Genomic DNA, 22356 nt, shown 5'->3' with positions numbered 1-22356 from the left:
ACTCACCCGAAGGGAGCCCGCCTTTTGCTCAGAACAGGTTGTCCTGGTCCGAGAACAAACTCATGACCGACTCGCCCTTGGCAATGCGCTGGATCGTCTCGGCGATCAGCGGCGCCACGGACAGTTGGCGAATTTTCTTGCAGCCCAGGGCGCTGTCGCTCAACGGGATCGTGTTGGTCACGACCACTTCGTCCAACGCAGAACCCTGCGCGATCCGCTCGATGGCGGGGCCCGAGAAAATCGGGTGCGTGCAATACGCATAAACCTTCTTGGCGCCTCGCTCCTTGAGCACTTCGGCAGCCTTCACCAGCGTGCCGGCCGTGTCGATCATGTCGTCCATGATCACGCAGTTGCGGCCTTCGATCTCGCCGATCACGTGCATGACCTCGCTCACGTTGGCGCGCGGACGGCGCTTGTCGATGATGGCCAGGTCGCAATTGAGTTGCTTGGCCAGCGCACGGGCGCGAACCACGCCGCCGACGTCGGGCGACACCACGATCAGGTCTTCGTAGTTCTTCAGCCGCACGTCCCCCAGCAGCACCGGCGACGCATAGATGTTGTCGACCGGAATGTCGAAGAAGCCCTGGATCTGGTCGGCGTGCAGGTCCATCGTGAGCACGCGGGCCACGCCTACCGTTTCAAGCAGATTGGCCACCACCTTGGCCGAGATCGGCACCCGGCTCGAACGCGGGCGGCGGTCCTGGCGGGCGTAGCCGAAGTACGGGATGACCGCGCTGATCCGCTCGGCCGAGGCGCGCTTGAGCGCATCGACCATGATCAACAGTTCCATCAGGTTCTCGTTGGTCGGTGCGCAGGTGGGCTGCACCACGAACACATCGCGCGCCCGGACGTTCTGGTTGATTTCGACCGTGACTTCGCCATCGGAGAAGCGCCCCACGCGGGCTGCGCCGACAGTCGTGCCGAGGTTGTGTGCGATTTCTGCTGCAAGGCCAGGATTGGCATTGCCGGTGAAAACCATGAAATCAGGATGGTGAGCCTGCATGAGAACGTTCCGGCAATTCGCAAAAAGCCCTCCGAAGAGGGCTACCTAAGGTCTTGAAGTCCCCGCAGCCCGCCGGCTGCAGGGAGATGTTTTGGCAGGGGAAGAAGGATTCGAACCTTCGCATGCTGGAATCAAAATCCAGTGCCTTAACCAGCTTGGCGACTCCCCTACACGGGTCGACGGCAAGTCTCTTGTGGAGACAGGCCACCAACCTATGAAATGTCGCTGGATGCCCACCCGGCCAGGGGATGAACAGCCATGTTGCCGCATTGTCGTACCGACCAGCCCTCAGGGGCTACTGGCAGATCCGCTTTCTGCGGCATTGCTGCGAACACGGCACTTCCAGAGCCGGTCATCCTGCCTTTCAAACCCCGTGACCCGAGCCATTCGATGGCCTGGGTGACGGCGGGACAAAGCCTTTGGGCAACCGGCTGCAAGTCGTTGTGGCCAAATTCGAACTTGTCGATCTCGTTTGACCCATGCTTTGCAGCGAAGCCTGCGATTATAGCACTGGGTGTAGCGCGCTCAAGGTCCGGCGCTGCAAAAATGTCACGGGTGTCGATTCCCTGGGGCGGCTTGACCACGCAGAAGCGGCCTGGCGACAGGTCGACCGGGGTGATTTTTTCGCCGATGCCCTCGACCCAGGCGTTGTGTCCCCGCAAAAAGAACGGCACGTCCGCGCCGAGCGCCAAGCCGATCTGTTCGAGCCTGGCGAGCGGCAGGTCGAGCCCCCACAGACGGTTCAGCGCGAGCAGGCACGTGGCCGCGTCCGACGAGCCGCCGCCCATCCCCGCCTGTGCGGGCACCTGCTTGGCGATTCCGATGTGAGCGCCCTGTCCAGGCCCCGCAAAGACCTGCAGGGCACGGGCCGCGCGAAGCACCAGGTCATCCGCGGGCAGCGGCGTCGTGAGGTCTTCACGCGACAGACCCCCGTCGTCTCGCCGCTCGATGTGCAGCGTGTCGCACCAGTCGATCAGCATGAAGACCGACTGCAGCAGGTGGTAGCCGTCGTCGCGGCGGCCGGTGATGTGCAGAAAGAGATTGAGCTTGGCCGGCGCCGGCAGGTCGTACAGGGCCTTCATTGCCGCTCGAAGACGATGCGCAAGTCGGCGGTCGGCTGTGGCGAATGGCGCATCGCCTGCAGCCGGCCGCTGGCATATTGAGACAGGTCGGCCTTCCAGCCCGGTACCGGGTCGTCGCGCCCAGCCAGCCAGCCGAACAGCGCATCGACCGGAATGGCCGCGCCCGTGGCGGCTTCGATCAGGGCGTCGACGGAGTCATAGCGGCGCGTCTGGTTGCCGTTTTTCAGCAGTGCCTCGCCGGGCGACCATTGCAACACGGCCAGGGTGCTGCCGATGGGCGAAGTCAAGGCCAGTTCGCCGGCGCGCGGCGAACCGCGCAGGTCGAACAAGGCCGAGAAACTTTGCTGCGCCTCGCCCTCGACGCTGAGTGCCAGACGGCCATTCCACGCGCCACCGGCCGGTGCATCATCTCGAATCGCAGCACCTTGCGGCGCTGCGCAACCTGCCATGAAAAGCGCCACGGCAGCGCCTGCCAGCAATGCTGCCCGGCGCCTCACAACTTGACGCGCAGGCGCTTGAGCGTTTCCTGCAAGGTCTCGTTGTCGGCATCGGTCAGCGAGGCTTCCTTCCAGATGGCGACCGCACGATCACGATTGCCGATGGCCCAGAGCACTTCGCCCAGATGGGCCCCGATTTCCGCGTCGGGACGTTTCTTGTAGGCCGCTTCGAGGATGCGGGAGGCTTCATCCATGTTGCCCAGCCGGTATTCGACCCAGCCGAGGCTGTCGGCGATGAATGGATCGTCCGGCGCCAACTGGACCGCCTTCTGGATCAGCGTGCGGGCTTCTTCCAGGCGCACCTTGCGATCGGCGAAGGAGTAGCCGAGCGCGTTGTAGGCGTTCTGGTTGTCCGGCTTGAGTTCGATCAGGCGGCGCAGCAGCCGCTCCATGTCGTCCATGCGATTGAGCTTTTCAGCCAGCATGGCCTGGTCATACAGCAGGTCTCCGTCGTCCGGCGCCGCGGTGCTGGCCCTGGCGAGCATGTCGTAGGCCTGCTGGTATTGCTTGGCGTCGCGAAGCAATTGCACCTCGGCCAGGAACTTCTGCTTCTTGTCGTCGGGGGAGGTCTCGGGCAGCGACCGTACCAGTTCGCGGGCCTGCTGCAATTTGCCTTGGCGTGCCAGCAACGATGCGCGGCGCGCCTGCGCGCCGATCATGTCGTCGCTGCTGTCGATCTTCGTGAGCCAGCTTTCGGCGGCGGCGTAGTTCTTGCGGCGCTCGGCGAGTTGGGCCAGCAGCAGATACGCCTGGGTCAGGCCACGCTTGCGGTCGTCGGCGTCGGCCTGTCCATTTGCCAATTCGACGTACCGCTTGAGCGACGCTTCGGCCGCAGTGTCCTGGCGGGCCTGGGCTTGCAGCGAACCGAGCAGGATCCAGGGCTCGGGCAGTTCGGGCCGCTCGACCGTCAGTTTGGTAAGTTGGGCGCTGGACTCGTCAAAGCGGCGGCCCTCGACCAGCACGCGCGCATAGGCCATGCGAATCTCTGGCTGGGCATTCGGCAATGCGAGGTATCGCGTGACGATGGGTTCGGCCAGGGGCTGGCCGGGGTCGACGAGGTCGAGCGCCAGCATGGCCGGGCCGTCGGACTTCGGATCGGCCTCCTGGCCCTTGAGCGCGGCGTCGAGTGCGCCGGACGCGTCCCCGGCGAGGAGGCGCATTCGCCCGATGGTGGCCCATGCCAGACCGGCGGTCGCGGGGTTTTTGACTTCATCGACCAGCGCACTCTCGACCACCTGTGCAGCGACCTTTTTGTCGGCTGCGCGTGCGTAGGTCCGTGCGATCAACGTCATCAAGAAGGGATGCTCGATCTCCGGGGTTGCGGCCAACTCGGCGCGCAGCGGTTCGACCGTCGCGGACAGGCGATTCAGTGCAATCAGGATCTGCAGTTCGAGCCGGCGCGCATCACGGGAATCGGGTTGAGCCTGTTTCCAGGCGCGGACCGCCGCCAGCGCGGCATCGCCCGAACGCGTTTGCAATGCCAACTCGACGGCGCGCTGATACAGCCGCGGGTCGCGTGTGCGGCGCGCGGCTTCAAGCATCAGTGCCGATCCGTCCGCCGGGGCGCCCGAGCGAGCGCTCATCTCGCCGACGAGCACTTCGAAAAACAGTTCGCCGGTGAGGGCCGAAGGTCGTGCATCCGGTGCGTCTTCCGCATCCGGCGGAGTTGCCGTCGCCGGCGCAGTCGGCGGCTCGACGATGGGCGCCGGGCTCATGGGCGCGACGGGATTCTTCGGCGAGGCAGGCGCGGGATCAGTCCGCTGCGCGTGCGCTGCGAGGGCGAGCAACACGAGCGAGGCGGCCGCCGCAAGGCGGAGTCGGCGGGGCGGAGGGGTCATTGCAACCATAATAATCCAAGGCTTTTGTGTGACCACCGCAAGGGGATTGACGTTCCAGCGGAATCTGACGTGAATTGTCGACCATGCCCGAACTCCCTGAAGTAGAAGTCACACGTCTTGGTTTTGCGGACCGCATCGCAGGCGCCCGCATCGAAGTCGTGCGAATGGGCAAGCCGTTGCGGTGGGCGTTGGCCGTCGAGCCGTCGGCGCTGGCCGGGCGTGCCGTGCGGGCGGTCCGCCGGCGCGGCAAATACCTGCTGATCGACCTGGACGAGGGCCTGTTGCTGCTTCACCTGGGCATGTCGGGGAGCCTTCGGTTCACCGACATGCCGCTGCCGCCGCCCGGCCCGCACGACCATTTCGACATGGTCACCAACCGGGGCTCGTTGCGGCTCAACGACCCTCGCCGTTTCGGCGCGGTGGTGTATGCGCGGGACGAGGCGGCGCCCCTGGCGATCAAGCTGCTGGGCAGGCTCGGTGTGGAACCGCTGGGCGACGGCTTCGACTTTGGCGCGTTTTTTGCTGGCCTGAAAAAGCGCCATGCGCCGATCAAGCAGGTGCTCCTGGCGGGCGAACTGGTGGTGGGCGTGGGCAACATCTATGCGTCCGAAGCGCTGTTCCTCGCCGGCATCCGACCGACGCTGTCTGCCTCTCGTATCAGCCGACCGCGCGCCGCGCGCCTGCATGCGGCGGTTCGAGAGGTATTGGCGCGCGCCGTGGAGCGCGGAGGTAGTACGCTTCGTGACTTCACCAACGCGGACGGGCAAGGCGGTTATTTCCAGTTGGAGGCCACGGTCTACGGTCGGGCCGGCGAGCCGTGCAGGGTTTGTTCAGCGACGATCCGGCAGATCAGGCAAGGGCAACGGTCGACGTTTTTCTGTCCTAGTTGTCAAAAGTGCTAGCAATTGCCGACCGGGACGTACGTAGGGTGTGCTCACCTGGCTGCGTGCCGGTGCTATATTTTGTAAGCCAACATTACATTTTATTTTGAGCCGCTCCTTCAATCAGCAATTCGACCAGCACGGGACCTGGCGACGCAATTTCGCGCACCGGCTCAAGTGGCTGTCTGGCTGGCTCAACGAGAACGAGCTGCTCGATCAATCCGTGGCCGAGCGCCTGCGTGACCTGGAGTCCCAGATGCGCACCAGCAAGGTCATGGTGGCTTTCGTGGCGGAGTTCTCGCGTGGCAAGTCGGAGTTGATCAATGCGATCTTCTTCGCGGGTTACGGCCGTCGCATCATGCCAGCCAGTGCGGGCCGCACGACGATGTGCCCGACAGAACTCGGCTACGACGCAGGCACGCCGGCGAGCCTGCGCCTGTTGCCCATCGAGACCCGGCTGGAACCGCATTCGCTGACCCACTGGCGCGACGAAACATTCCGCTGGATTGAGTTGCCCATCGACGTGAACGATGCCGAACAGCTCGCGGAAACGATGCAGAAGGTGGCAGAGGTCAACTGGGTGCCGCTGGACGAAGCGCGCGCCCTTGGGTTCTGGAGCGACGAGAACACCGAGGACAACCCGGTGCCCGATGCCGAGGGACGCGTTGAAATCCCGCGCTGGCGCCATGCGGTGCTGAACATGCCGCATCCGCTGCTGGAACAAGGCCTGGTCATCCTCGACACGCCCGGCCTCAACGCCATCGGTGCCGAGCCCGAGTTGACGGTGAGTCTGATCCCGCAGGCGCATGCGGTCGTCTTCATCCTGGGCGCCGACACCGGTGTGACGCGATCCGACCTGTCGATCTGGCGCGAGCACCTGATCACCGAAGGCGAACCCGGCGAGGCGCGCATCGTGGTGCTCAACAAGATCGACACCATGTGGGACATCCTGAGCACGCCTGCCCAGATCGATGCCCAGATCGATCGCCAGCGCAACGGTGCCGCCGATTTGCTCGGTGTACCGCTGCGCCAGGTGCTGCCGGTTTCGGCGCAGAAGGGCCTGCAAGCCAAGATCCGCCGGGATGGCCCATTGCTGCAGGCCAGCCGCTTGCCGGCGCTCGAATCGGTGCTGGGCGAGGGGCTGCTTGGCAAGCGAGAGACCATGTTGCGCGGCGCGGTGGACAACGGCATAGCCGCGCTGCGCACCGAGGCCGCCCGCATCCTCACCGTGCGACAGCGCGACCTTTCCGAACAAGCGCTGGAATTGCAGGGCCTGCGTGGCAAGAACGTGTCCGTCATCCGGCACATGCGCACCCGCATCGAGCAGGAGCAAAGTGAATTCGAAGGCAGCAACGCGCGCATCCTGGCGTTGCGGTCGGTGCAGGGCAAGTTGTTGCGTGAGGTGTATGCGGTGCTGGGCAGCACGGCACTCAAGTCCGACATGGGCAAGCTGGCCGCGGCGCTCAAGAAGCCCGGCATCAAGTTCAACGTGCGCAAGGTCTACGCCGAAACCTTCGACGCGCTGCGCAACAACCTGCGCGAAGTGCAGGCCACCAGTGCCGAGATCCAGCAGATGCTGCACGCCACGTTCCGCCAGCTCAACGCGGAGCACGGCTTCACGCTGCTGGCGCCTGCCGAACCGAACCTGAAAGAGTTCGAGGAGCAGATGAGCCAGATCGAGCACTCCCACACGCAGTACCTCGGTGTCGGCAACATCCTCAAGCTGGCGCAACCCGAGTTTTGCGACAAGCTGGTGCGTGCGCTGGCGAGCCGGCTGCGCGTCGTCAATGAAGCGGCGATGAGCGAGGTCGAGCGCTGGAGCAAGGGCGCTGGCGCCCAGCTCGATGCACAGCTGAAGGAACGCCGGCGCAACTTCGGCAAGCGCATCGAGGCCGTCGACCGCATACAGCAGGCGGCAGGCAATCTCGACGAGCGTCTTGCCGAACTGAGCGCGCAGGAGGCGGGCCTGGTCGAATTGCATCGCCGGCTGCGCGAGCTGACGTCTCTGCTGACCAGCAACGAGCCGCCCACCGCAGCCGCAGCGCAGAACAACGAGCTCCGTGCCGCGTAAGCGCGACGCGGCGGCAGCGCCCGCATCGCCGTCATCCCTGATCGCACCGGTGTTTGTCGCCAGCGTGGTTCGCTGGCAGCGTACGCACGGGCGCAGCGAACTGCCCTGGCAGAACACCCGCGACCCCTACCGCGTGTGGCTGTCGGAAGTGATGTTGCAACAGACGCAGGTTTCGACGGTGCTCGGCTACTTCGACCGGTTTCTCGCGCGTTTCCCGACCGTTGCCGAACTGGCTGAGGCGGATGAAGACGAAGTCTTCGGTCTGTGGAGCGGTCTTGGCTACTACAGCCGCGCGCGCAACATGCACCGCTGCGCACAGGATGTCATGGCCCGCTTTGGCGGCGTGTTTCCGCAGCGCTCGGAGGACTTGGTGACGCTGCCGGGCATCGGCCGCTCGACGGCTGCGGCCATCGCGGCGTTTTGCTTTGGCGAACGCGTGGCGATCCTGGACGGCAACGTCAAGCGGGTGCTGACACGTGTGTTGGGTTTCGATGCAGATCTTTCGGTCGCTGCCAGCGAACGGGCGCTCTGGAATGCGGCGACTGAACTGCTGCCGGCCGCCTCGGAGCGCGGCGCGATCGAAAGCTACACGCAAGGCTTGATGGACCTGGGCGCGACCGTCTGCCTGCCGCGCAAGCCGAATTGCCTGCTGTGCCCGGTGAACGACGTCTGCATGGCCCGGCGACAGGGCACGCCCGAGGCTTACCCGGTCAAGACGCGAAAGCTCAAGCGCACTTCAGAATCGCTCTGGTTGCTGCTGGCACGCGATTCGGCGGGGCGAGTGTGGCTCCGGAAGCGCCCGGCGCGCGGTATCTGGGCCGGCCTCTACTGCGTGCCGGTGTTCGACAGCCATGCCGCGCTGCTCGAGGCTCTGCCGCAGTCGTTGCGCGCGATTGCGCAGGAAGACGACGCGTTCCTGCACGTGCTGACCCACAAGGATCTGCATCTGCATCCGGTGTGGGTGGAATCTGGCGACATGGCGGCGATGCCAGGCGAAGGCCAATGGGTCGCGCCGCGCGAGTGGGAAGGCCTGGGCTTGCCGGCGCCCCTGCGCAAGCTCCTGGCCTGAGAGCTTCCGAGGATGCGCCCGCGCGCCTGGCTTTTGCTAGACCCCGTCCAGTTCCCGATGCCGCTTGAGCGCGGCCCAGCGCGTTCCGAACCCGCGCGCCAATTGCTCCACCAGGAACACGGAGCGATGCTGCCCGCCGGTGCAGCCGATGGCCACCGTCACGTAGCTGCGGTGGTCACGCGCGAGTGCGTCGAGCCAGCGGCTGAGGAAATTTTCGATGTCGCCGTACATGCGCGCCACATCGTCGTGCTGGCGCAGCCAGTCGATGACCGGCTCGTCGCGACCCGTCAGCGCACGCAGGGCGGGGACGTAGTGCGGATTCGGCAGCATCCGCACGTCGAACACATAGTCGGCATCGAGTGGGACGCCGCGTTTGAATGCAAAGGATTCGAACACCAGCGTCAGTGCGCTTTGAGGCGCTGAAATCAGCAGCTTTACATAGCTCTGAAGTTGCGCCGGCCGGATGATGCTGGTGTCGATCACATCGGCGCCGTCGCGCAGTTCGGCCAGGAGTTCCCGTTCGAGCTCAATCGCCTGCATCAGCACACGCTGGGTTTCCGGCGCGTCGTTGCGGCTTTCCTGGCGCGAGAGCGGATGACGCCGGCGTGTCTCCGAGTAGCGGCGCACCAGTGCGTCCGTGGTCGAGTCGAGGAACAGCGAGCGCAGGGACACGCCATCGCGTCGCAGCGTTTCGAGCTGTTGCGGCACCAGGGGCAACGAGACGCCGCTGCGCACGTCCATCGCGATCGCCACGCGCTCGCTGCGCTGCTCATGCTGCAGCGCGATGAACTGCATCAGCAATTCGGGGGGCAGGTTGTCGACGCAGTAGTAGCCGGCGTCTTCCAGCGCGTGCAGGGCGACCGATTTGCCGGAGCCGGACATGCCGGTGATGAGCACCAATTCAAGGCTCATGGCGGCCTCCGGGTTGGGCTCTCATCAGGTAACCTCCGTGCATCGCACTGCCGTACGAGCGCCTTCGGGCGGCCAGGCGGCCCTCATGCCCGCGCTTCCGTCGACGTCTTGTCGAGCATCTCGCGCGCATGCGCGAGCGAGGTCTGGGACACCTTTTCGCCGCCCAGCATCCTGGCGACCTCTTTCTCCCGCGCCGCGCCTTCGAGTGGCGTGACACCGCTTTCGGTGCGGCCGGCGACCTGGCGCTTGGCCACGACGAGATGGTGGTCGGCGCACGCGGCAACCTGCGGCAGATGGGTCACGGCGAGCACCTGGCGGTCGCGGCCCAACTGCTTCATCAGGCGGCCGACCGTTTCAGCGACGGCGCCGCCGACGCCGGCATCCACCTCGTCGAAGATCAAGGTCTGGGCGGCACCGAGTTCGCTGGTCGTGACGGCAATGGCGAGCGCGATGCGCGAGAGTTCCCCGCCCGATGCGACCTTGCCGATCGGCCGCGGCGTACTGCCGGGGTGGCCGCTGACGAGGAAGCTGATGTCTTCGAGGCCCGCACGGCCGGGTTGGGCGAGCGTTTGCAGCTTCACTTCGAAGGTGCCACCCTGCATGCCAAGGCCTTGCATGGCGAGCGTGACGGCCTTTGCGAGTCTGGGTGCCGCCTGCTTGCGTGTCTTGCCGACGGTGCCGGCTTCTTTCATGAAGGCTTGCTGGGCCGCCTGTTCGACGAGTTCGAGCGTTTCGAGGTCGCTGGCCGCATCAAGTGCCTTGAGCTCGTCCTGCCAGCCCGCAAGCAAGGCGGGCAGGTCGGCCGGGCCGCGCTTGTAGCGTCTTGCCAGCGACATCCAGAGTCCCATGCGCTCGTCGAGTTCGGCCAGGGTCTGCGGATCGGTGTCCGCATGCCGCAGATAGCCATGCAGCGTGTGCGCGGCATCGGCGGCCTGCGCCACGCTCGACGCGAGCACTTCGCCGAGCGCCTTGAATTCGGGTTCGATGTGCTCGCAGTTCTGCAACAGCGTGGCCGCACGAGTGAGGGCGCTCAGCGCGCCGCCGTCGTCGCCTTCCAGGGCCTCGCGGGCGCCTTCGGCTGCCTCGATCAGCGTCTGTGCGTTGGACGCGCGCGCATGGTTCGCAGAAAGTTCTTCCCACTCGTCGGCACCAGGCGCAAGCTTCATGACCTCGCCGATCTGCCATTGCAATCGTTCCCGGTCGCGTTGCAGCGAATCCTGTGCGGATCGCGCCGTTTCGAGCGCCGCGAGCGACTGGCGCCATGCATGCCAACAGGCGTCCAGCGCGTCCGTGCGCACGCCGGCATACGCATCGAGCAGGCCGCGCACCGCGTCGGGCCGCGTGAGGCTCTGCCATGCATGCTGGCCGTGAATATCGAGCAGGCGGTCGCCGAGTTCGCGCAGCTGCGTGGCCGTCGCGGGGCTGCCGTTGATCCAGCCGCGGCTGCGGCCCTGGAGGTCGACAGTGCGGCGCAGCAGCAGCGAATCGTCGGCTTCGAAGCCGCCCTCGTCCAGCCAGCCGGCGAGCGTCGTGTCCGCATCGAACTCCGCCGACACGTCCAGCCGCTCGGCGCCCTCGCGCACTGCGCCGGCATCGGCCCGGTTGCCGAGCGCCAGTTGCAATGCGTCGATCAGGATGGATTTGCCTGCGCCGGTTTCGCCGGTCAGCACCGTGAACCCGCTCGACAGGTCGAGTTCGAGTTCACGCACGATCACGAAATCGCGCAGGGCGATGCGTCTTAAAGCCAAGTCAGGTCTCCCGGGAAGCAAGGTGGCTCATGAGCCTCCTTCGTTCCAGTGCAGTTTCTTGCGCAGGGTGTCGAAGTAGCTCCAGCCTTTGGGGTGCAGGAAGCGCACGCGGTAGTCGGAGCGGCGCACCACGATGCGGTCGCCGTGCTGCAGCGAGGCGAGCGACTGCATGTCGAAATTGGCGCTTGCATCGCGGCCGGCCACCAGCTCGATGGTGACCTCGTCCGCATCGGGCAGCAGGATGGGCCGGTTCGACAAGGTGTGCGGCGCGATCGGCACCAGCACCCAGCCCGGAATCGCCGGATGGAGCAGGGGCCCGCCGGCCGACAGTGCATAGGCCGTCGAGCCGGTGGCCGTTGCGATGATCAAGCCGTCTGCGCGCTGGTTGGCCACGAAGTGCCGGCCCACCGACACGCGCAACTCCACCATGCCGGAAGTGGCGCCGCGATTCACCACCACGTCGTTCATCGCGTATGCCGTGAAGACGATTTCTTCGCCGCGAAAGACCTGCGCATGCATCAGGCTGCGATGGTCTTCCTCGAACTCGCCCGCGAGCATCGGGACGAGCGCCGCGTGGTAGTTGTCGAGCGGAATGTCGGTGATGAAGCCGAGCCGGCCGCGGTTGATGCCGATCAGGGGCAAGCCATGGCGGGCCAGTTGGCGCCCGACGCCCAGCATCGTGCCGTCGCCGCCCACGACGAGGCCGAGGTCGCATTGCTCGCCGATCTGGTCGAGCGCAAGGGCCTGGTAGCGGCCCGACTCGGGTGACACGTCAGTCGATTGCTCGACGACCACTTCGCAGCCCTGGTTTTCGAGGAAGGAGGCGATTTCGCTCATCACGCCATCGAGGGCGTTGCCCTGCGCGCGGACGCCGGACGCCTGGTATTTACCGATGAGGGCGACGTGCCGGAAGCGGAGAGTCATGACCAAATTACAACATTAAAATTGCCAGATGTTGGACGACCGCGCCAAGCTTCTGCTCAAGACTCTGGTTGAACGCTATATCGCGGACGGCCAGCCTGTCGGCTCGCGCACGCTCTCGCGAACGCCGGGCCTGGAGCTCTCGCCGGCGACCATCCGCAACGTGATGTCCGACCTCGAAGAGCTTGGCCTGATTGCCAGTCCGCACACCTCGGCCGGACGCATTCCCACGGCGCGCGGCTATCGTCTGTTCGTCGACACCATGTTGACCAGCCGGCGTGAACCTTTCACGACACCGCCGCTGTCGCCGGACCAGCCGCAAAAGGTCATCGTCAACGCCGCGCAGTTGCTGTCGAACCTCTCGCACTTTGTCGGCGTGGTGATGGCGCCGCGCCGGGCTTCGGTGTTCCGGCACATCGAGTTCATGCGGCTGTCGGACCGTCGCCTGCTGGTCATCATCGTCTCGCCCGACGGCGACGTGCAGAACCGCGTGATCTTTCCGGAAACCGACTACACGCAGTCGCAACTGGTCGAGGCGTCGAACTACATCAACGCCAACTTTGCCGGCTTGTCGATCGAGCAGGTGCGCGACCGGCTTCAATCGGAAATGGAAAAGCTTCGCGGCGAAATCGCAGCGCTGATGCAGGCGGCCGTGGCCGTGAGCAGCGAGGTGCTGACGGAGGCGCAGGACGAAGTCGTGGTGTCGGGTGAGCGCAACCTGCTTTCGGTGAGCGACTTTTCCAGCGACATGGGCCAATTGCGCCGCGCGTTCGATCTGTTCGAGCAGAAGGCGCAACTCATGCGGCTGCTGGATGTGTCGAGCAAGGCCGAAGGCGTGCGTATCTTCATCGGCGGCGAGAGCCAGCTTGTGCCGGTCGAAGAACTCTCCGTGGTCAGTGCCAATTACGAGGTCGACGGGCAAGTGGTCGGCACCCTCGGCGTGATCGGCCCCACGCGGATGCCCTACGAACGCATGATCCAGATCGTCGACATCACGTCGCGTCTGGTGACCAATGCGTTGAGCGGGCGCAAGTGAAGACAGGGCGGGCAAGGGTGCCGACTAGAATCCCGGCCGCGCGGGCCGTTAGCTCAGTTGGTTAGAGCAGAGGACTCATAATCCTTTGGTCGTTGGTTCAAGTCCAACACGGCCTACCAAACCGCTTGAGGAATGCCTGCTATCGAATCGATAGCAGGCATTTTTGTTTCGGAGTTCATGTTTTGCAAGCAATCGCAGAGCAGACGCTTGCGGCCCAGCTTTGCCACGCTCCTGTGCCGCGTCGACTGGCCTTCCGGCGTCATGCAGTCGGGACGATTACCAGCGCACCTTGATGCCAAGCGAAGCCAGTACCGAGGACTTGACTGTCGCAGCTCCCCCGATGCCCCAGAGGTGGCCGATCTCGCCGTACAGGCTGGTCGCGGTGGTCAGCGCCAGCGTTGCGCCGGCGGCCGCCTCGGCCGCGCTGTAGCCGTTCGCGCTGGCGATCGCGCTCGATCCCGCCGGGCCATTGAAGCTGACCACGTCGTCCCCGAAGTTCGCCCGGTACAAGTTCACTCGCGCGTACGGCTGCAGCCGTCCGGCGCCGGTGGCGAGATCGCCCCTGATGCGTACGCCCAGCCGCCCGATCCAGCCGTCTGCCACGTTGTGGCGCACTTGCGCGCCAACCAGGGACATGTCGTCCACGCTGCTGTGTTGATACGCGTGACGCGTACCGGCCTGCACGCCTGTCTGCGAGTCCGGCCCCGGGGCCCCGGGGCTTCGTCGCCGATACGCCGATGCAGGTTGCCCAGCATCGCCAAGTCGGCCTGCCGCAGTTGCGCCGGCAAGGCCGCCAACAGCGGGACTTCTACCGGGTAGGTCGCGACCGAACCCTTCCGACGCGTCGTCCGTCCCTCTGCATGTCGATGAACGCCTGGGCACCGACGGCGCCCAGGATCAGCCTCACCCCATGATGTTGACGCCACCGTCCACGTAGAGCGTCTGCCCGGTCAGCCTCCTTGCATACGGCGTGGCGAGGTAGGCGCAGGCAAAGCCGACATCGTCGATGTCGACCAGTTCCCCCACCGGTGCGCGGTTCGCAGCCTCGGTGAGCAGCAGGTCGAAGTCCTTCAGGCCCGAGGCGGCGCGCGTCTTGAGCGGGCCGGGCGAAACCGGATGCACGCGGATGCCCTTGGGACCGAGCTCGTAGGCGAGGTAGCGGCATACCGCCTCCAGCGCCGCCTTCACCGGCCCCATCACGTTGTAGTTGGGCACGACCTTCTGCGCGCCGAGATAACTCATGGCGACCATGGTGCCGCCCTCGGTCATCAGCGGCGTCGCAAGCCGCGCCATGCGTATCAGGGAGTGGCATGAAACGTCCATCGCCCGCTGGAAGCCCTCCGCCGAGCAGTCGAGGAGGCCGCCCTGCAGGTCGGCTTTCGGCGCGAACGCGATGGAGTGCACAAGGATGTCCAATCGTCCCCACTGGTCCTCGATGGCCTTGAACACGGCTTCGAGTTGTCCCGGTTGCTCGACGTCGAGCGGCAGCACGATGGGCGCATCCAGCGCCTTCGCGAGCGGCTCGACATACGGCCGCGCCTTCTCGTTGAGGTAGGTGATCGCCAGTTCGGCGCCGAGGCTGCGAAAGGCATTCGCGCAGCCGTAGGCGATCGAATGCTCGTTGGCGACGCCCACCACAAGGGCCTTCTTGCCGGCAAGGACGGGGTTGTGTTGTGGTGTCATGGCGTTCATCCTCGTGCGAGCAGGTCGCGCGTATGCCGGGCGATCATCAACTCTTCATTGGTGGGGATCACCCAGGCGGAGACCCGGCTGGACGGCGTGCTGATGCGGGGGGCTCGGCTTGCATTGGCATCGGGGTCGAGTTCGACGCCCAGCCATGCGGCCTGGCTGCAAATCCGCTCACGCACCGCGGGTGCGTGCTCGCCGATGCCGGCGGTGAAGACGATCGCATCGAGTCCGCCCAGCGCCGCCGCGAGCGAACCGAGTTCGCGGCCGATGCGGTAGACAAAGAGATCGACCGCCACCTTCGCCTGCGGCTGGTCGGACTCGAGCAGTTCGCGCATGTCGCTCGACACGCCGGAGACACCGAGCAGCCCCGACTGGCTGTAGATCAGCTTTTCGATGGCGCGCGCATCCATGCCGCGCTCATCCATGAGATAGAGGATCACGCCCGGGTCCAGCGCACCGCAGCGCGTGCCCATCGGCAGGCCGTCGACAGCAGTGAAACCCATGGTGCTGGCGATGCTGCGGCCGGCTTGCAATGCACACATGCTCGCGCCGTTTCCAAGGTGCAGCACCACGGTCCTGCCGCTCGCGGCATGGGGATCGAACTTCGGCAGCACCGATGCGATGTACTCGTATGAAAGGCCATGAAAGCCGTAGCGCCTCACGCCTTCGTCCGAGAGCGCCTTCGGCAGCGCGAACATCTGGGCCAGCGGTGGATTGGAGCGATGCATGGCGGTGTCGAAGCAAGCGACCTGCGGCAGTTCGGGAGCGCGCTTCAACAGGGCGCGGATCGGCGCCAGGTTGTGCGGCTGGTGCAGCGGCGCGAGGGGCACCAGCTTTTCGAGCCGTGCCACCACTTCGCTGTCGACCCGCACCGGCGCTGCGTAGTCCATGCCGCCATGCACGACCCGGTGGCCGACGGCCGACAGCCGGTGCTCGTGCCCGTGCGTGGTCTTCAGCCATTCCACGATGTGCGCGATGGCGCCGTGGTGGTCCAGTTTCGCGTCGGCATCCCAGCGCTTTTCGGCGACCTGCTTTCCTGCCGCGTCCTTCCCCACGAAGCGCGACGCGGCGGTGTACAGGCCCGAGACTTGCCCGCCCGCGACGAAGGGCAGATCGTCGGAGCCCGCGAAGAGCGAGAACTTGAGGCTCGACGACCCGGCGTTGAGGACGACGATGGCATCGTTCATTGGCGCCTCCCTCGGCGTGCGGCGCTCAAGCGATCACCTTCGTCGGGCTTTCGCGCCGCGCGTGCGCAACCATCACAGCGACAGCACATGAGGCGAGGCGCGCGGTCACCGAATCGGCGCGGCTGGTGAGGATGATCGGCACCTTCGCACCCAGCACGATGCCGGCCGAGTCGGCTTGCGCGAGGAAGCTCAGGCTCTTGGCGAGCATGTTGCCGGCTTCGAGGTTGGGAACGATGAGCACGTTCGCCCGCCCTGCGACCGGCGAGACGATCTTCTTGATGCCCGCGGCTGCCAGGTCGATCGCGTTGTCCAGCGCCAGCGGCCCGTCCAGAATGCCGCCGGTGATCTGGCCGCGATCCGCCATCTTGCACAGCGCCGCGGCCTCGACCGTCGAAGGCACCTTCGGATTGACCGTTTCCATGGCCGACAGGATGGCGACGCGCACTTCGGGCACCCGCAGCGCATGCCCGAGATCAATCGCGTTCTGCACGATGTCCATCTTCACCTCGAGCGTGGGCGCGATGTTCACGGCCGCATCGGAAATGATCAGTGCATCTTCGTGCGCAGGCACGTCCATCACGAAGCAGTGGCTGATGCGGCGCGCCGTGCGCAGGCCGGTGTCCTTGCGCACCACCGCGGCCATGAGCTCATCGGTGTGCAGGCTGCCTTTCATCAGGGCCTCGGCCCTGCCGGCTTTCACCAGCTCGACCGCCTGCGTCGCGGCGGCTTCGCTGTGCGGCGCATCCACCAACTCGCAGCCGGAAAGGTCGAGCCCGTTCTCCCGTGCCACGGCTTCGATCTTCGCCCTCGGCCCGACGAGAATCGGGCGGATCAGGCCCATCCGTGCGGCATCCAGCGCGCCGGCGAGCGAACTGGCGTCGCATGGATGGACTACCGCCGTTGCAATGGCTTCGAGCGATCTCGCAACCTCGATGAGGCGGTCGTACTTTTCGTGACTCATGCGGTTCTCCGTGGCTTGACCGGCGTATCGAGGGAAAGGATGCTTGCAAGACGGCGAAACCGTTCTTCCTGATGCGCCGTCGGCTTGCCGCGCGCGCTGGCGACTTTCCGGGCCGCCTCGAAGCCCTTGCGGCGCTGATGCATCTCCGGCACGAGCAGCGGCAGTGCCGCGACAGCGCGCTCCTCGTCGAGCGCCACCACGAAAGCCTGCCGCTTCATCGCCGCCTTGACCGCTGCGAGCGATGGACGGTGCTCGGGCTCGATCTCGTCGATCATTCGCCGCATCAGGTTGTAAGGACGTTCGTCGACCACGTTTTCTTCCCGGCGCACATACAGCAAAAGCCGTGCCCACGCATCCACGATCGTGCCGGTCTCGAACTGCGACTCGATCTCCTGGCGCTTGAGGCGCTTGAGTTCGTCCTTTTCCCAGGTGGCCGACTGCGGACCGCGCCGGCCCAGCGTGTCGGCGCCGAGTCCGACGGCCGCGGCGAGCCACGGCGCCTCGTAGATCGCCTTGAACATGCGCTCGGACATCTCGTCGCGCGCGTCCCGCACGCGGTCGAGCGATTGCTCGATGGTGTTGGACATTTCGCGCTCGGCTTTCGCGAAAGGGTTGTCCGGTGCTGCAGGGCGGCGATTGGCGCGCACGTTTTCGGCGAGCGCCTTCACCCAGTACATCCATGGATTGAGGTCCGACATCCCCCAGCGCTCCACGCGTGCCGGATTGGCGGCTCGCACCGCCTCGGCGCCCATTTCGCTCGACATGGCCTTGACCACGGGCGAGGCGAAGGTGTCGTAGAGCCCCTGGTTGATCTGGGCCACGCGATCGACCACCTCGAATGCCTGTTCGTCCTTGCGTCCGTCATCGAGAGCGAGGATGTCGTCCATGGTGCGCGCGGCGAACTGGATCAGGTAGCGGCCTTCGAGGTAGGCCAGGCCGGGCATGTCGGGCTGCGTGTCCTGGATCACCGCCTCGTAGAGGCCGGGCGGCAGCGTCTCGATGAGGTCGAGCGCGCTGGCCAGCTCGGAGGTTTCGCGCTTGGCCACACCCGCGGAGACGAAGATGCCCAGGTGGCCGATCTTCTCGTGCAGGCAATAGACGATGGTCTGCTCGTTCAAGCGAATCTCGTCCACGCTCGAATAGGAATCGGGAATCCAGTTGAGCGCCTGCTGCGGCGGCGTGATGTTGTCACCCCACGACGCGAACACGACGATCGGCGTGCGGATGTTCCGGATGTCCACGCGATGCTTGCCGTCGAAGGATTCCACCTTGCCAGCCGAAAGCTTGTTGCCGACGAAGAGGTTCTTCGTGATCCACTCCATCTCCTCCTTGTTCATGAGGAAGAGGCCGCCCCACCACTTTTCGAATTCGAGGAAGCGCTCCCGCTCGGTGTCGACCTGCGAATACAGGCTGTAGAGCTTCGTCCAGTACGTGTTCGACGGATTCAGGCCCTCGAAGTTGCTGACCAGATGGGCGCCGTCGAACTTGCCGTGACCCATGTCGCCTGCGAACGAAGCCAGCCAGGTACCGCCCATCAGCCCGCCCGAATAGCGCATCGGATTCTTGCCTTCGACGCCGGCCCAGTACGACACGGGCGAGCCCGCCAGCAGGATCGGGCCGACCTCCTGTGGCGCCAGCGCCGCCAGCATGATGAGCGCCCAGCCGCCCTGGCAATTGCCGATCACGAAGGGCTTGCCATCGGATTCGGAGTGAAGTTCGTTGACCTTGCGCATGAAGGCGATCTCCGCGGCGCAGACCGATTCGATGGTCTGGCCCGGCATCGGCATCGGGAAGAACATCACGAAGTAGCAGGGATGGCCATGCTGCAACGCGATGCCGATTTCGCTGTCCATCTTGAAGCCGCCGATGCCCGGGCCGTGGCCGGCGCGCGGATCGATCACCACGAAGGGCCGCTTGCCGGGGTCCGTCTTGGCGTGCGTCGCGCCGGGCTTGATGCGCACCAGCGCGTAGTTGGCGGGCTTTGGAAACTCCCGCGCGTCGAGCACCATTTCGTAATCGAAGACGAGCACCGGCGGCTTGCCGGATTTCGTGTGCTCGATATATTGGTTGCCGCGCTCGCGCAGCACGTCCAAGGTGAGGATGGCGCGTTGCCAGGCATCGATGCCGTACTCGGCGGCGGTCTGCGCGGCCTGCATCGGCCACAGGCCGAACAGGGGGGAAAGACCGGTTGGGAAGGGGGGTTTGTCTGTCATCTCGCTCCTGCTGTCGAAGGGCCATCGTCCGAGCCCTTTGTTTCAGAAATGTGGCGGCCATCCATTTGCACGAGAGTCACGGCAGCTGGAGTTGATAAACGACCGCCGCGCGCATCAATTCGCGCTCGACAGGCCTCAGTGCGCGGATGCGCACGGGGCGACCATCGCGCAGCGTTTCGAGCGCGAGGTACTCGGCTGCATTCATGAGTCGATCCTCCGGGTGGCGCTTCGGGCCAGATGCGATCCGGCGTGTTCGGAGCCGTGAGCTTGCGCCGGGCCCCATGGACTGGGAATCCAACCAAAGTAGGATTTGCGCGCCCTATCCGGTGGGAACTAGGATGCAACGATTCCATTCCAGGGGATGACACATGCAACAGTTGCACATCGTCATAGGAAATCTCCCCGACGACATCACCGAGGACGGCATTCGCGAAGCGCTCTCCAGCTTTGCGAAGGCGGACAAGATCCGACTGGCCAACGAGAGCGGTACGCCCACGGCGCTCATCGACGTGGTGGAGATGTCGCGGGCGCAGGCGGAGTCGCTGGCGCAGCGCATCAATGGGCGTTCCTATCAGGGCCGCGTGCTGCGAGCATGGGTGCCCAAGATGGATTGGTAGCCCGGTCCCCGCCGGCGCCGAGCGAGCAGAGCATGGAAACGTCTTCATTGTTCGATCGCGTCGTCGCGGCACTGTTCGGGAGAGAGGCCGCGCATGCCGGCGATGCCGAGGAGCGGCAACTGGTTGCCGACATGACCGAGCTCGTGGTCGAGACGGTGGATCCACGCATCCGCCTGCAGTCGCGCTATGCGGGCAAGCTCGAAGACTGCGTGCGCAAGACGATCTCGCACCTGCGCGCGATGGCCCGGGAGCCGCTGGAGCCGCTTCTGCTCACGCGCGCGTCCTGGAGCGATGACCCGCGGCTGAATGCCTTCTTCGCCTCGGCCGACGACGTGCCCGCCTTCCTCGGCCGCAGCAAGGAACTGCGCGAGTTGTTCCGCGAGCCATCGAACCGGGAATCCGGCGAGGCCTTTGCCTTGTTGGCGATGAAGCGCGAGGAGCGCACCGTGCTGGGAGTGCAGCAGCACGGCGATACCGTCCAGCACGATGTGCCTCAGGCCACCGTGAGCTTTTCGGGCCACCGGCTCTTCGCGCCCTCGGCCACGGTCGATGCGACGCGGCTGGAGGTGGGCCGGCGCATCATCCGGCGCCTTGCGCAACTCGCGCTCAAGCGAATCGTCGACCTGGACATGAAGGCTGCCGCGCTGGGCGAGCGCAAGGCCTGGCTCGGCGCGCGCCTGCGGCTGGTGAAGCTCGCGGTGGACGGGGCGGCAGGGCTGCTCGAGGACACGGCGCAGACGCGATCGCAAATCGCAGCGCTGGAACGCGAACTCAACGAGACGGTGCACGACTACATCGAGACGAAGGCCGGCGTCGCGACGCTCGACGCCTACATCAGGCACATCGATGCCGTGTTCTTGCACCCCGATCAGCATGTGAGCCTGAAGCGCACGCCACTGCGCCTGAGCCGGATGGGCGTGCGGGTGGAGGCCGACCATCCCGGGCCCGTCAACGAGTTTGTCATGACGGAACTCGCCATCGGGGAGGGCGTCAACGTGGTGATCGCCATCGTGCGGTGTCCGCTCGCGGAGATGCCTCCGGAAGAAGACCTGCTCTCGAAGGCCGAGCGCTACATGTAGAGAAATCAATGGCTGGCAGGAGGAGGGAACTCGAAATGTCGAAAACAGGCGCCATGCGGATCGTCTACGTCGTCGATGGCGATGCGTCGGTGCGCGAGGGCCTCTCGCGCCTGCTGGAGTCCGCGGGACTGGAAGCGATGCCGTGCGCGTCGGTGGAGGATTTCCTGGTCCGGGTGCAAGCCCACCAGCCGGTATGCGTGCTGCTCGATGTGTCTGGCGTATGGGAGAGAGACGCGTCGGTGCGCGCTTCCCTGCACAGCGTCGCACGAACGCTGCCCATCATCGCCCTGTCATCGAGCGACGGTACGGCTGCCCGGCGCAGGGCGCGCGAAATGGGGGCGCGGCACTTCTTCCACAAGCCGGTGGATGCTGCAGCGCTGCTGGATTCGATCGACTGGGTCGCGCATGTCGATGGGCGAAATGGGGCTACTTGAAGACAAGGAAGCCATCGCGGCCCCTCGCCTCTGCCTGACACCCCTCCTCGCCGCTTGACACCGGTCGAATCGCTCATCGATGATCCGATGGGTTGCCGCCTCTCACGGTGCTGCGCTCCGTGGGAACATGGGACCGGCAAGGATGCGGGATGTTGCGCCGACGACCGGACTTGCCTGTTTGTTTTCGGTGCGGCTCGCGTCGACGGGTTGCGGCCCCGGAACTTTCTGCGGATCAAACAAGGAGAAGGGGATGAGCCGCATGTCGGCCGGAACTTCACTGGACGCCGACGGTTCCCGATCGCGATCGGACGCCGACGCCCTCCTGCTGGTGCAGCTCGGTTTCGAGCAATTGCTGGTCGACCTGTCGGAGGGTCTGGCCGACATCGCCAGCGGCGACTTCCTGAGCAAGAGCGAGCGCACGTTGTCCCAACTGGTCGCGGTGCTTGGCTACGACCGTTGCACCTTCGCCGAACTGGTGGCCGGGGACCATCTCAACGTGCTGTGCTCGGTGGCCGCCGATGGATTGCGACCCCTGCAACCGGGCCGCTACCCGTACCGGCTGCCCTGGTTTCTGGGTGAGCTGAGGGCCGGGCGCATCCTGTCGTTGGAAAGACTGCCGGAGGATCTCCCGCCCGAGGCCGTGGCCGAGGCGCAGCACGTGCGAGAAACCGGCTTGCGCTCGCACCTTTCCATCCCGCTGCGCGTGGGCGGGCGCGTGACCGCCGTGCTCTCGTTCGCGTCCATTCGCAGCGCTTGCAGCTGGTCGCCCGACATGGTCGCCAGGCTCAAGATCGTCGGAGAGCTTCTCGCCAGTGCCATGGTGCTGGCGCGCACGGAGGAGGAAGCGCGCCAGTTGCGCCAGCGCGTCTGGCACGCCGACCGCGTGGCGCGCATCGGCGCGCTCACGGCGGCGATCGCACATGAACTGAACCAGCCGCTGGCGGCCATCCTGAGCAATGCGCAGGCGGGCCTCAAGTATCTGGCGCGCGACGACGTGGACCCCGCTTTGATCCGGCGCGTTCTCGAGTCGGTGGTGCGCGACGACAAGCGCGCGGCGGAAACCATCCGCGCCATGCGTGCGCTGATCCGCCAGGACGAGTCGCAGCGCGAGCGCATCG

21 protein-coding genes and 2 tRNA genes are annotated in these 22356 nt (G+C 65.6%); 9 read left to right on the top strand and 14 right to left on the bottom strand.

Going from position 1 to position 22356, the window contains the following annotated elements; genetic code table 11:
* Nucleotides 1–28: 28 nt before the first annotated feature.
* The 5 genes from WKW80_RS21605 to WKW80_RS21585 all read right to left on the bottom strand — a co-directional run bounded on the left by WKW80_RS21605 (nt 29) and on the right by WKW80_RS21585 (nt 4420).
* Nucleotides 29–1003, bottom strand: coding sequence for a ribose-phosphate pyrophosphokinase (locus WKW80_RS21605; protein WP_340365621.1), 975 nt, complete (start codon nt 1001–1003; stop codon nt 29–31).
* A 92-nt stretch (nt 1004–1095) separates the two neighbouring features.
* A tRNA-Gln gene (locus WKW80_RS21600) sits at nt 1096–1172 on the bottom strand.
* Nucleotides 1173–1215: 43 nt separating this feature from the next.
* Nucleotides 1216–2085 (bottom strand): 4-(cytidine 5'-diphospho)-2-C-methyl-D-erythritol kinase, encoded by an 870-nt coding sequence (ispE, locus tag WKW80_RS21595; RefSeq protein ID WP_340365620.1) that lies wholly within the window; start codon nt 2083–2085, stop codon nt 1216–1218.
* A complete protein-coding gene (locus WKW80_RS21590) occupies nt 2082–2534 on the bottom strand; it encodes an outer membrane lipoprotein LolB (protein WP_340365619.1) in 453 nt (150 codons plus the stop codon). The genes ispE and WKW80_RS21590 overlap by 4 nt, the downstream gene beginning before the upstream one ends.
* Nucleotides 2535–2578: 44 nt before the next feature.
* Nucleotides 2579–4420, bottom strand: a complete 1842-nt coding sequence (locus WKW80_RS21585) for a tetratricopeptide repeat protein (RefSeq protein ID WP_422822943.1) — start codon at nt 4418–4420, stop codon at nt 2579–2581.
* 83 nt (nt 4421–4503) lie between these two features.
* Here WKW80_RS21585 and mutM point away from each other — a divergent pair, with 83 nt between their 5' ends.
* The 3 genes from mutM to mutY all read left to right on the top strand — a co-directional run bounded on the left by mutM (nt 4504) and on the right by mutY (nt 8441).
* Entirely contained in the window at nt 4504–5322 is an 819-nt protein-coding gene (gene mutM / locus WKW80_RS21580) for a bifunctional DNA-formamidopyrimidine glycosylase/DNA-(apurinic or apyrimidinic site) lyase (RefSeq protein WP_340365728.1), read from the top strand.
* A gap of 85 nt (nt 5323–5407) precedes the next feature.
* Nucleotides 5408–7372 (top strand): dynamin family protein, encoded by a 1965-nt coding sequence (locus WKW80_RS21575; RefSeq protein WP_340365727.1) that lies wholly within the window; start codon nt 5408–5410, stop codon nt 7370–7372.
* Nucleotides 7362–8441, top strand: a complete 1080-nt coding sequence (gene mutY / locus WKW80_RS21570; RefSeq protein ID WP_422822941.1) for an A/G-specific adenine glycosylase — start codon at nt 7362–7364, stop codon at nt 8439–8441. Before WKW80_RS21575 ends, mutY begins: the two co-directional genes overlap by 11 nt.
* Before the next feature lie 36 nt (nt 8442–8477).
* Here the strand turns inward: mutY and rapZ are convergent, their stop codons facing one another.
* The 3 genes from rapZ to WKW80_RS21555 form a co-directional block, all read right to left on the bottom strand.
* On the bottom strand, nt 8478–9353 hold the full coding sequence (gene rapZ, locus WKW80_RS21565; RefSeq protein ID WP_340365617.1) for an RNase adapter RapZ: 876 nt from the start codon (nt 9351–9353) through the stop codon (nt 8478–8480).
* An 83-nt stretch (nt 9354–9436) separates the two neighbouring features.
* Nucleotides 9437–11101: a DNA repair protein RecN gene (gene recN, locus WKW80_RS21560; protein WP_340365616.1), complete on the bottom strand. Its 1665-nt coding sequence runs from the start codon at nt 11099–11101 to the stop codon at nt 9437–9439.
* A gap of 27 nt (nt 11102–11128) precedes the next feature.
* Nucleotides 11129–12025, bottom strand: a complete 897-nt coding sequence (locus WKW80_RS21555) for an NAD kinase (protein ID WP_340365615.1) — start codon at nt 12023–12025, stop codon at nt 11129–11131.
* Nucleotides 12026–12053: 28 nt separating this feature from the next.
* Here WKW80_RS21555 and hrcA point away from each other — a divergent pair, with 28 nt between their 5' ends.
* Complete coding sequence (gene hrcA / locus WKW80_RS21550) at nt 12054–13058, top strand: heat-inducible transcriptional repressor HrcA (protein WP_340365614.1); 1005 nt, start codon at nt 12054–12056, stop codon at nt 13056–13058.
* A 42-nt stretch (nt 13059–13100) separates the two neighbouring features.
* Nucleotides 13101–13177, top strand: a tRNA-Ile gene (locus WKW80_RS21545).
* Between the two features lie 157 nt (nt 13178–13334).
* On the opposite strand, the gene WKW80_RS21540 is transcribed toward WKW80_RS21545, so the two are convergent.
* The 6 genes from WKW80_RS21540 to WKW80_RS21515 form a co-directional block, all read right to left on the bottom strand.
* Nucleotides 13335–13742 carry an autotransporter domain-containing protein gene (locus WKW80_RS21540; RefSeq protein WP_340365613.1) on the bottom strand — a complete coding sequence of 136 codons (408 nt, stop codon included), beginning with the start codon at nt 13740–13742 and terminating at the stop codon, nt 13335–13337.
* Nucleotides 13743–13961: 219 nt separating this feature from the next.
* Nucleotides 13962–14741: an enoyl-ACP reductase FabI gene (fabI, locus tag WKW80_RS21535; RefSeq protein ID WP_422822940.1), complete on the bottom strand. Its 780-nt coding sequence runs from the start codon at nt 14739–14741 to the stop codon at nt 13962–13964.
* Nucleotides 14742–14746: 5 nt separating this feature from the next.
* Nucleotides 14747–15934 carry an acetate/propionate family kinase gene (locus WKW80_RS21530; protein WP_340365611.1) on the bottom strand — a complete coding sequence of 396 codons (1188 nt, stop codon included), beginning with the start codon at nt 15932–15934 and terminating at the stop codon, nt 14747–14749.
* Nucleotides 15935–15959: 25 nt separating this feature from the next.
* Complete coding sequence (locus tag WKW80_RS21525; protein WP_340365610.1) at nt 15960–16895, bottom strand: phosphate acetyltransferase; 936 nt, start codon at nt 16893–16895, stop codon at nt 15960–15962.
* Nucleotides 16892–19108: a TerB family tellurite resistance protein gene (locus tag WKW80_RS21520; RefSeq protein ID WP_340365609.1), complete on the bottom strand. Its 2217-nt coding sequence runs from the start codon at nt 19106–19108 to the stop codon at nt 16892–16894. Before WKW80_RS21520 ends, WKW80_RS21525 begins: the two co-directional genes overlap by 4 nt.
* A gap of 76 nt (nt 19109–19184) precedes the next feature.
* Nucleotides 19185–19313, bottom strand: a complete 129-nt coding sequence (locus WKW80_RS21515) for a hypothetical protein (protein WP_340365608.1) — start codon at nt 19311–19313, stop codon at nt 19185–19187.
* A gap of 163 nt (nt 19314–19476) precedes the next feature.
* On the opposite strand from WKW80_RS21515, the gene WKW80_RS21510 reads away from it, so the two are divergent.
* The 4 genes from WKW80_RS21510 to WKW80_RS21495 all read left to right on the top strand — a co-directional run.
* Nucleotides 19477–19725 carry an RNA recognition motif domain-containing protein gene (locus tag WKW80_RS21510; RefSeq protein WP_340365607.1) on the top strand — a complete coding sequence of 83 codons (249 nt, stop codon included), beginning with the start codon at nt 19477–19479 and terminating at the stop codon, nt 19723–19725.
* 32 nt (nt 19726–19757) lie between these two features.
* Nucleotides 19758–20804, top strand: coding sequence for a hypothetical protein (locus WKW80_RS21505; RefSeq protein WP_340365606.1), 1047 nt, complete (start codon nt 19758–19760; stop codon nt 20802–20804).
* Between the two features lie 53 nt (nt 20805–20857).
* The gene (locus WKW80_RS21500) at nt 20858–21238 is read left to right on the top strand and encodes a response regulator (RefSeq protein WP_340365605.1); all 381 of its coding nucleotides are present in this window, start codon (nt 20858–20860) and stop codon (nt 21236–21238) included.
* Between the two features lie 250 nt (nt 21239–21488).
* On the top strand, nt 21489–22356 hold an 868-nt coding region (locus tag WKW80_RS21495), incomplete at its 3' end, for a GAF domain-containing protein (RefSeq protein WP_340365604.1).

It is taken from the genome of Variovorax humicola (genome assembly GCF_037889915.1).
In the GTDB taxonomy this organism is placed as follows: domain Bacteria; phylum Pseudomonadota; class Gammaproteobacteria; order Burkholderiales; family Burkholderiaceae_C; genus Variovorax; species Variovorax humicola.
The sequence above is the reverse complement of the archived record's forward strand: the minus strand, read 5'-3'. Positions and strand labels throughout refer to the sequence as shown.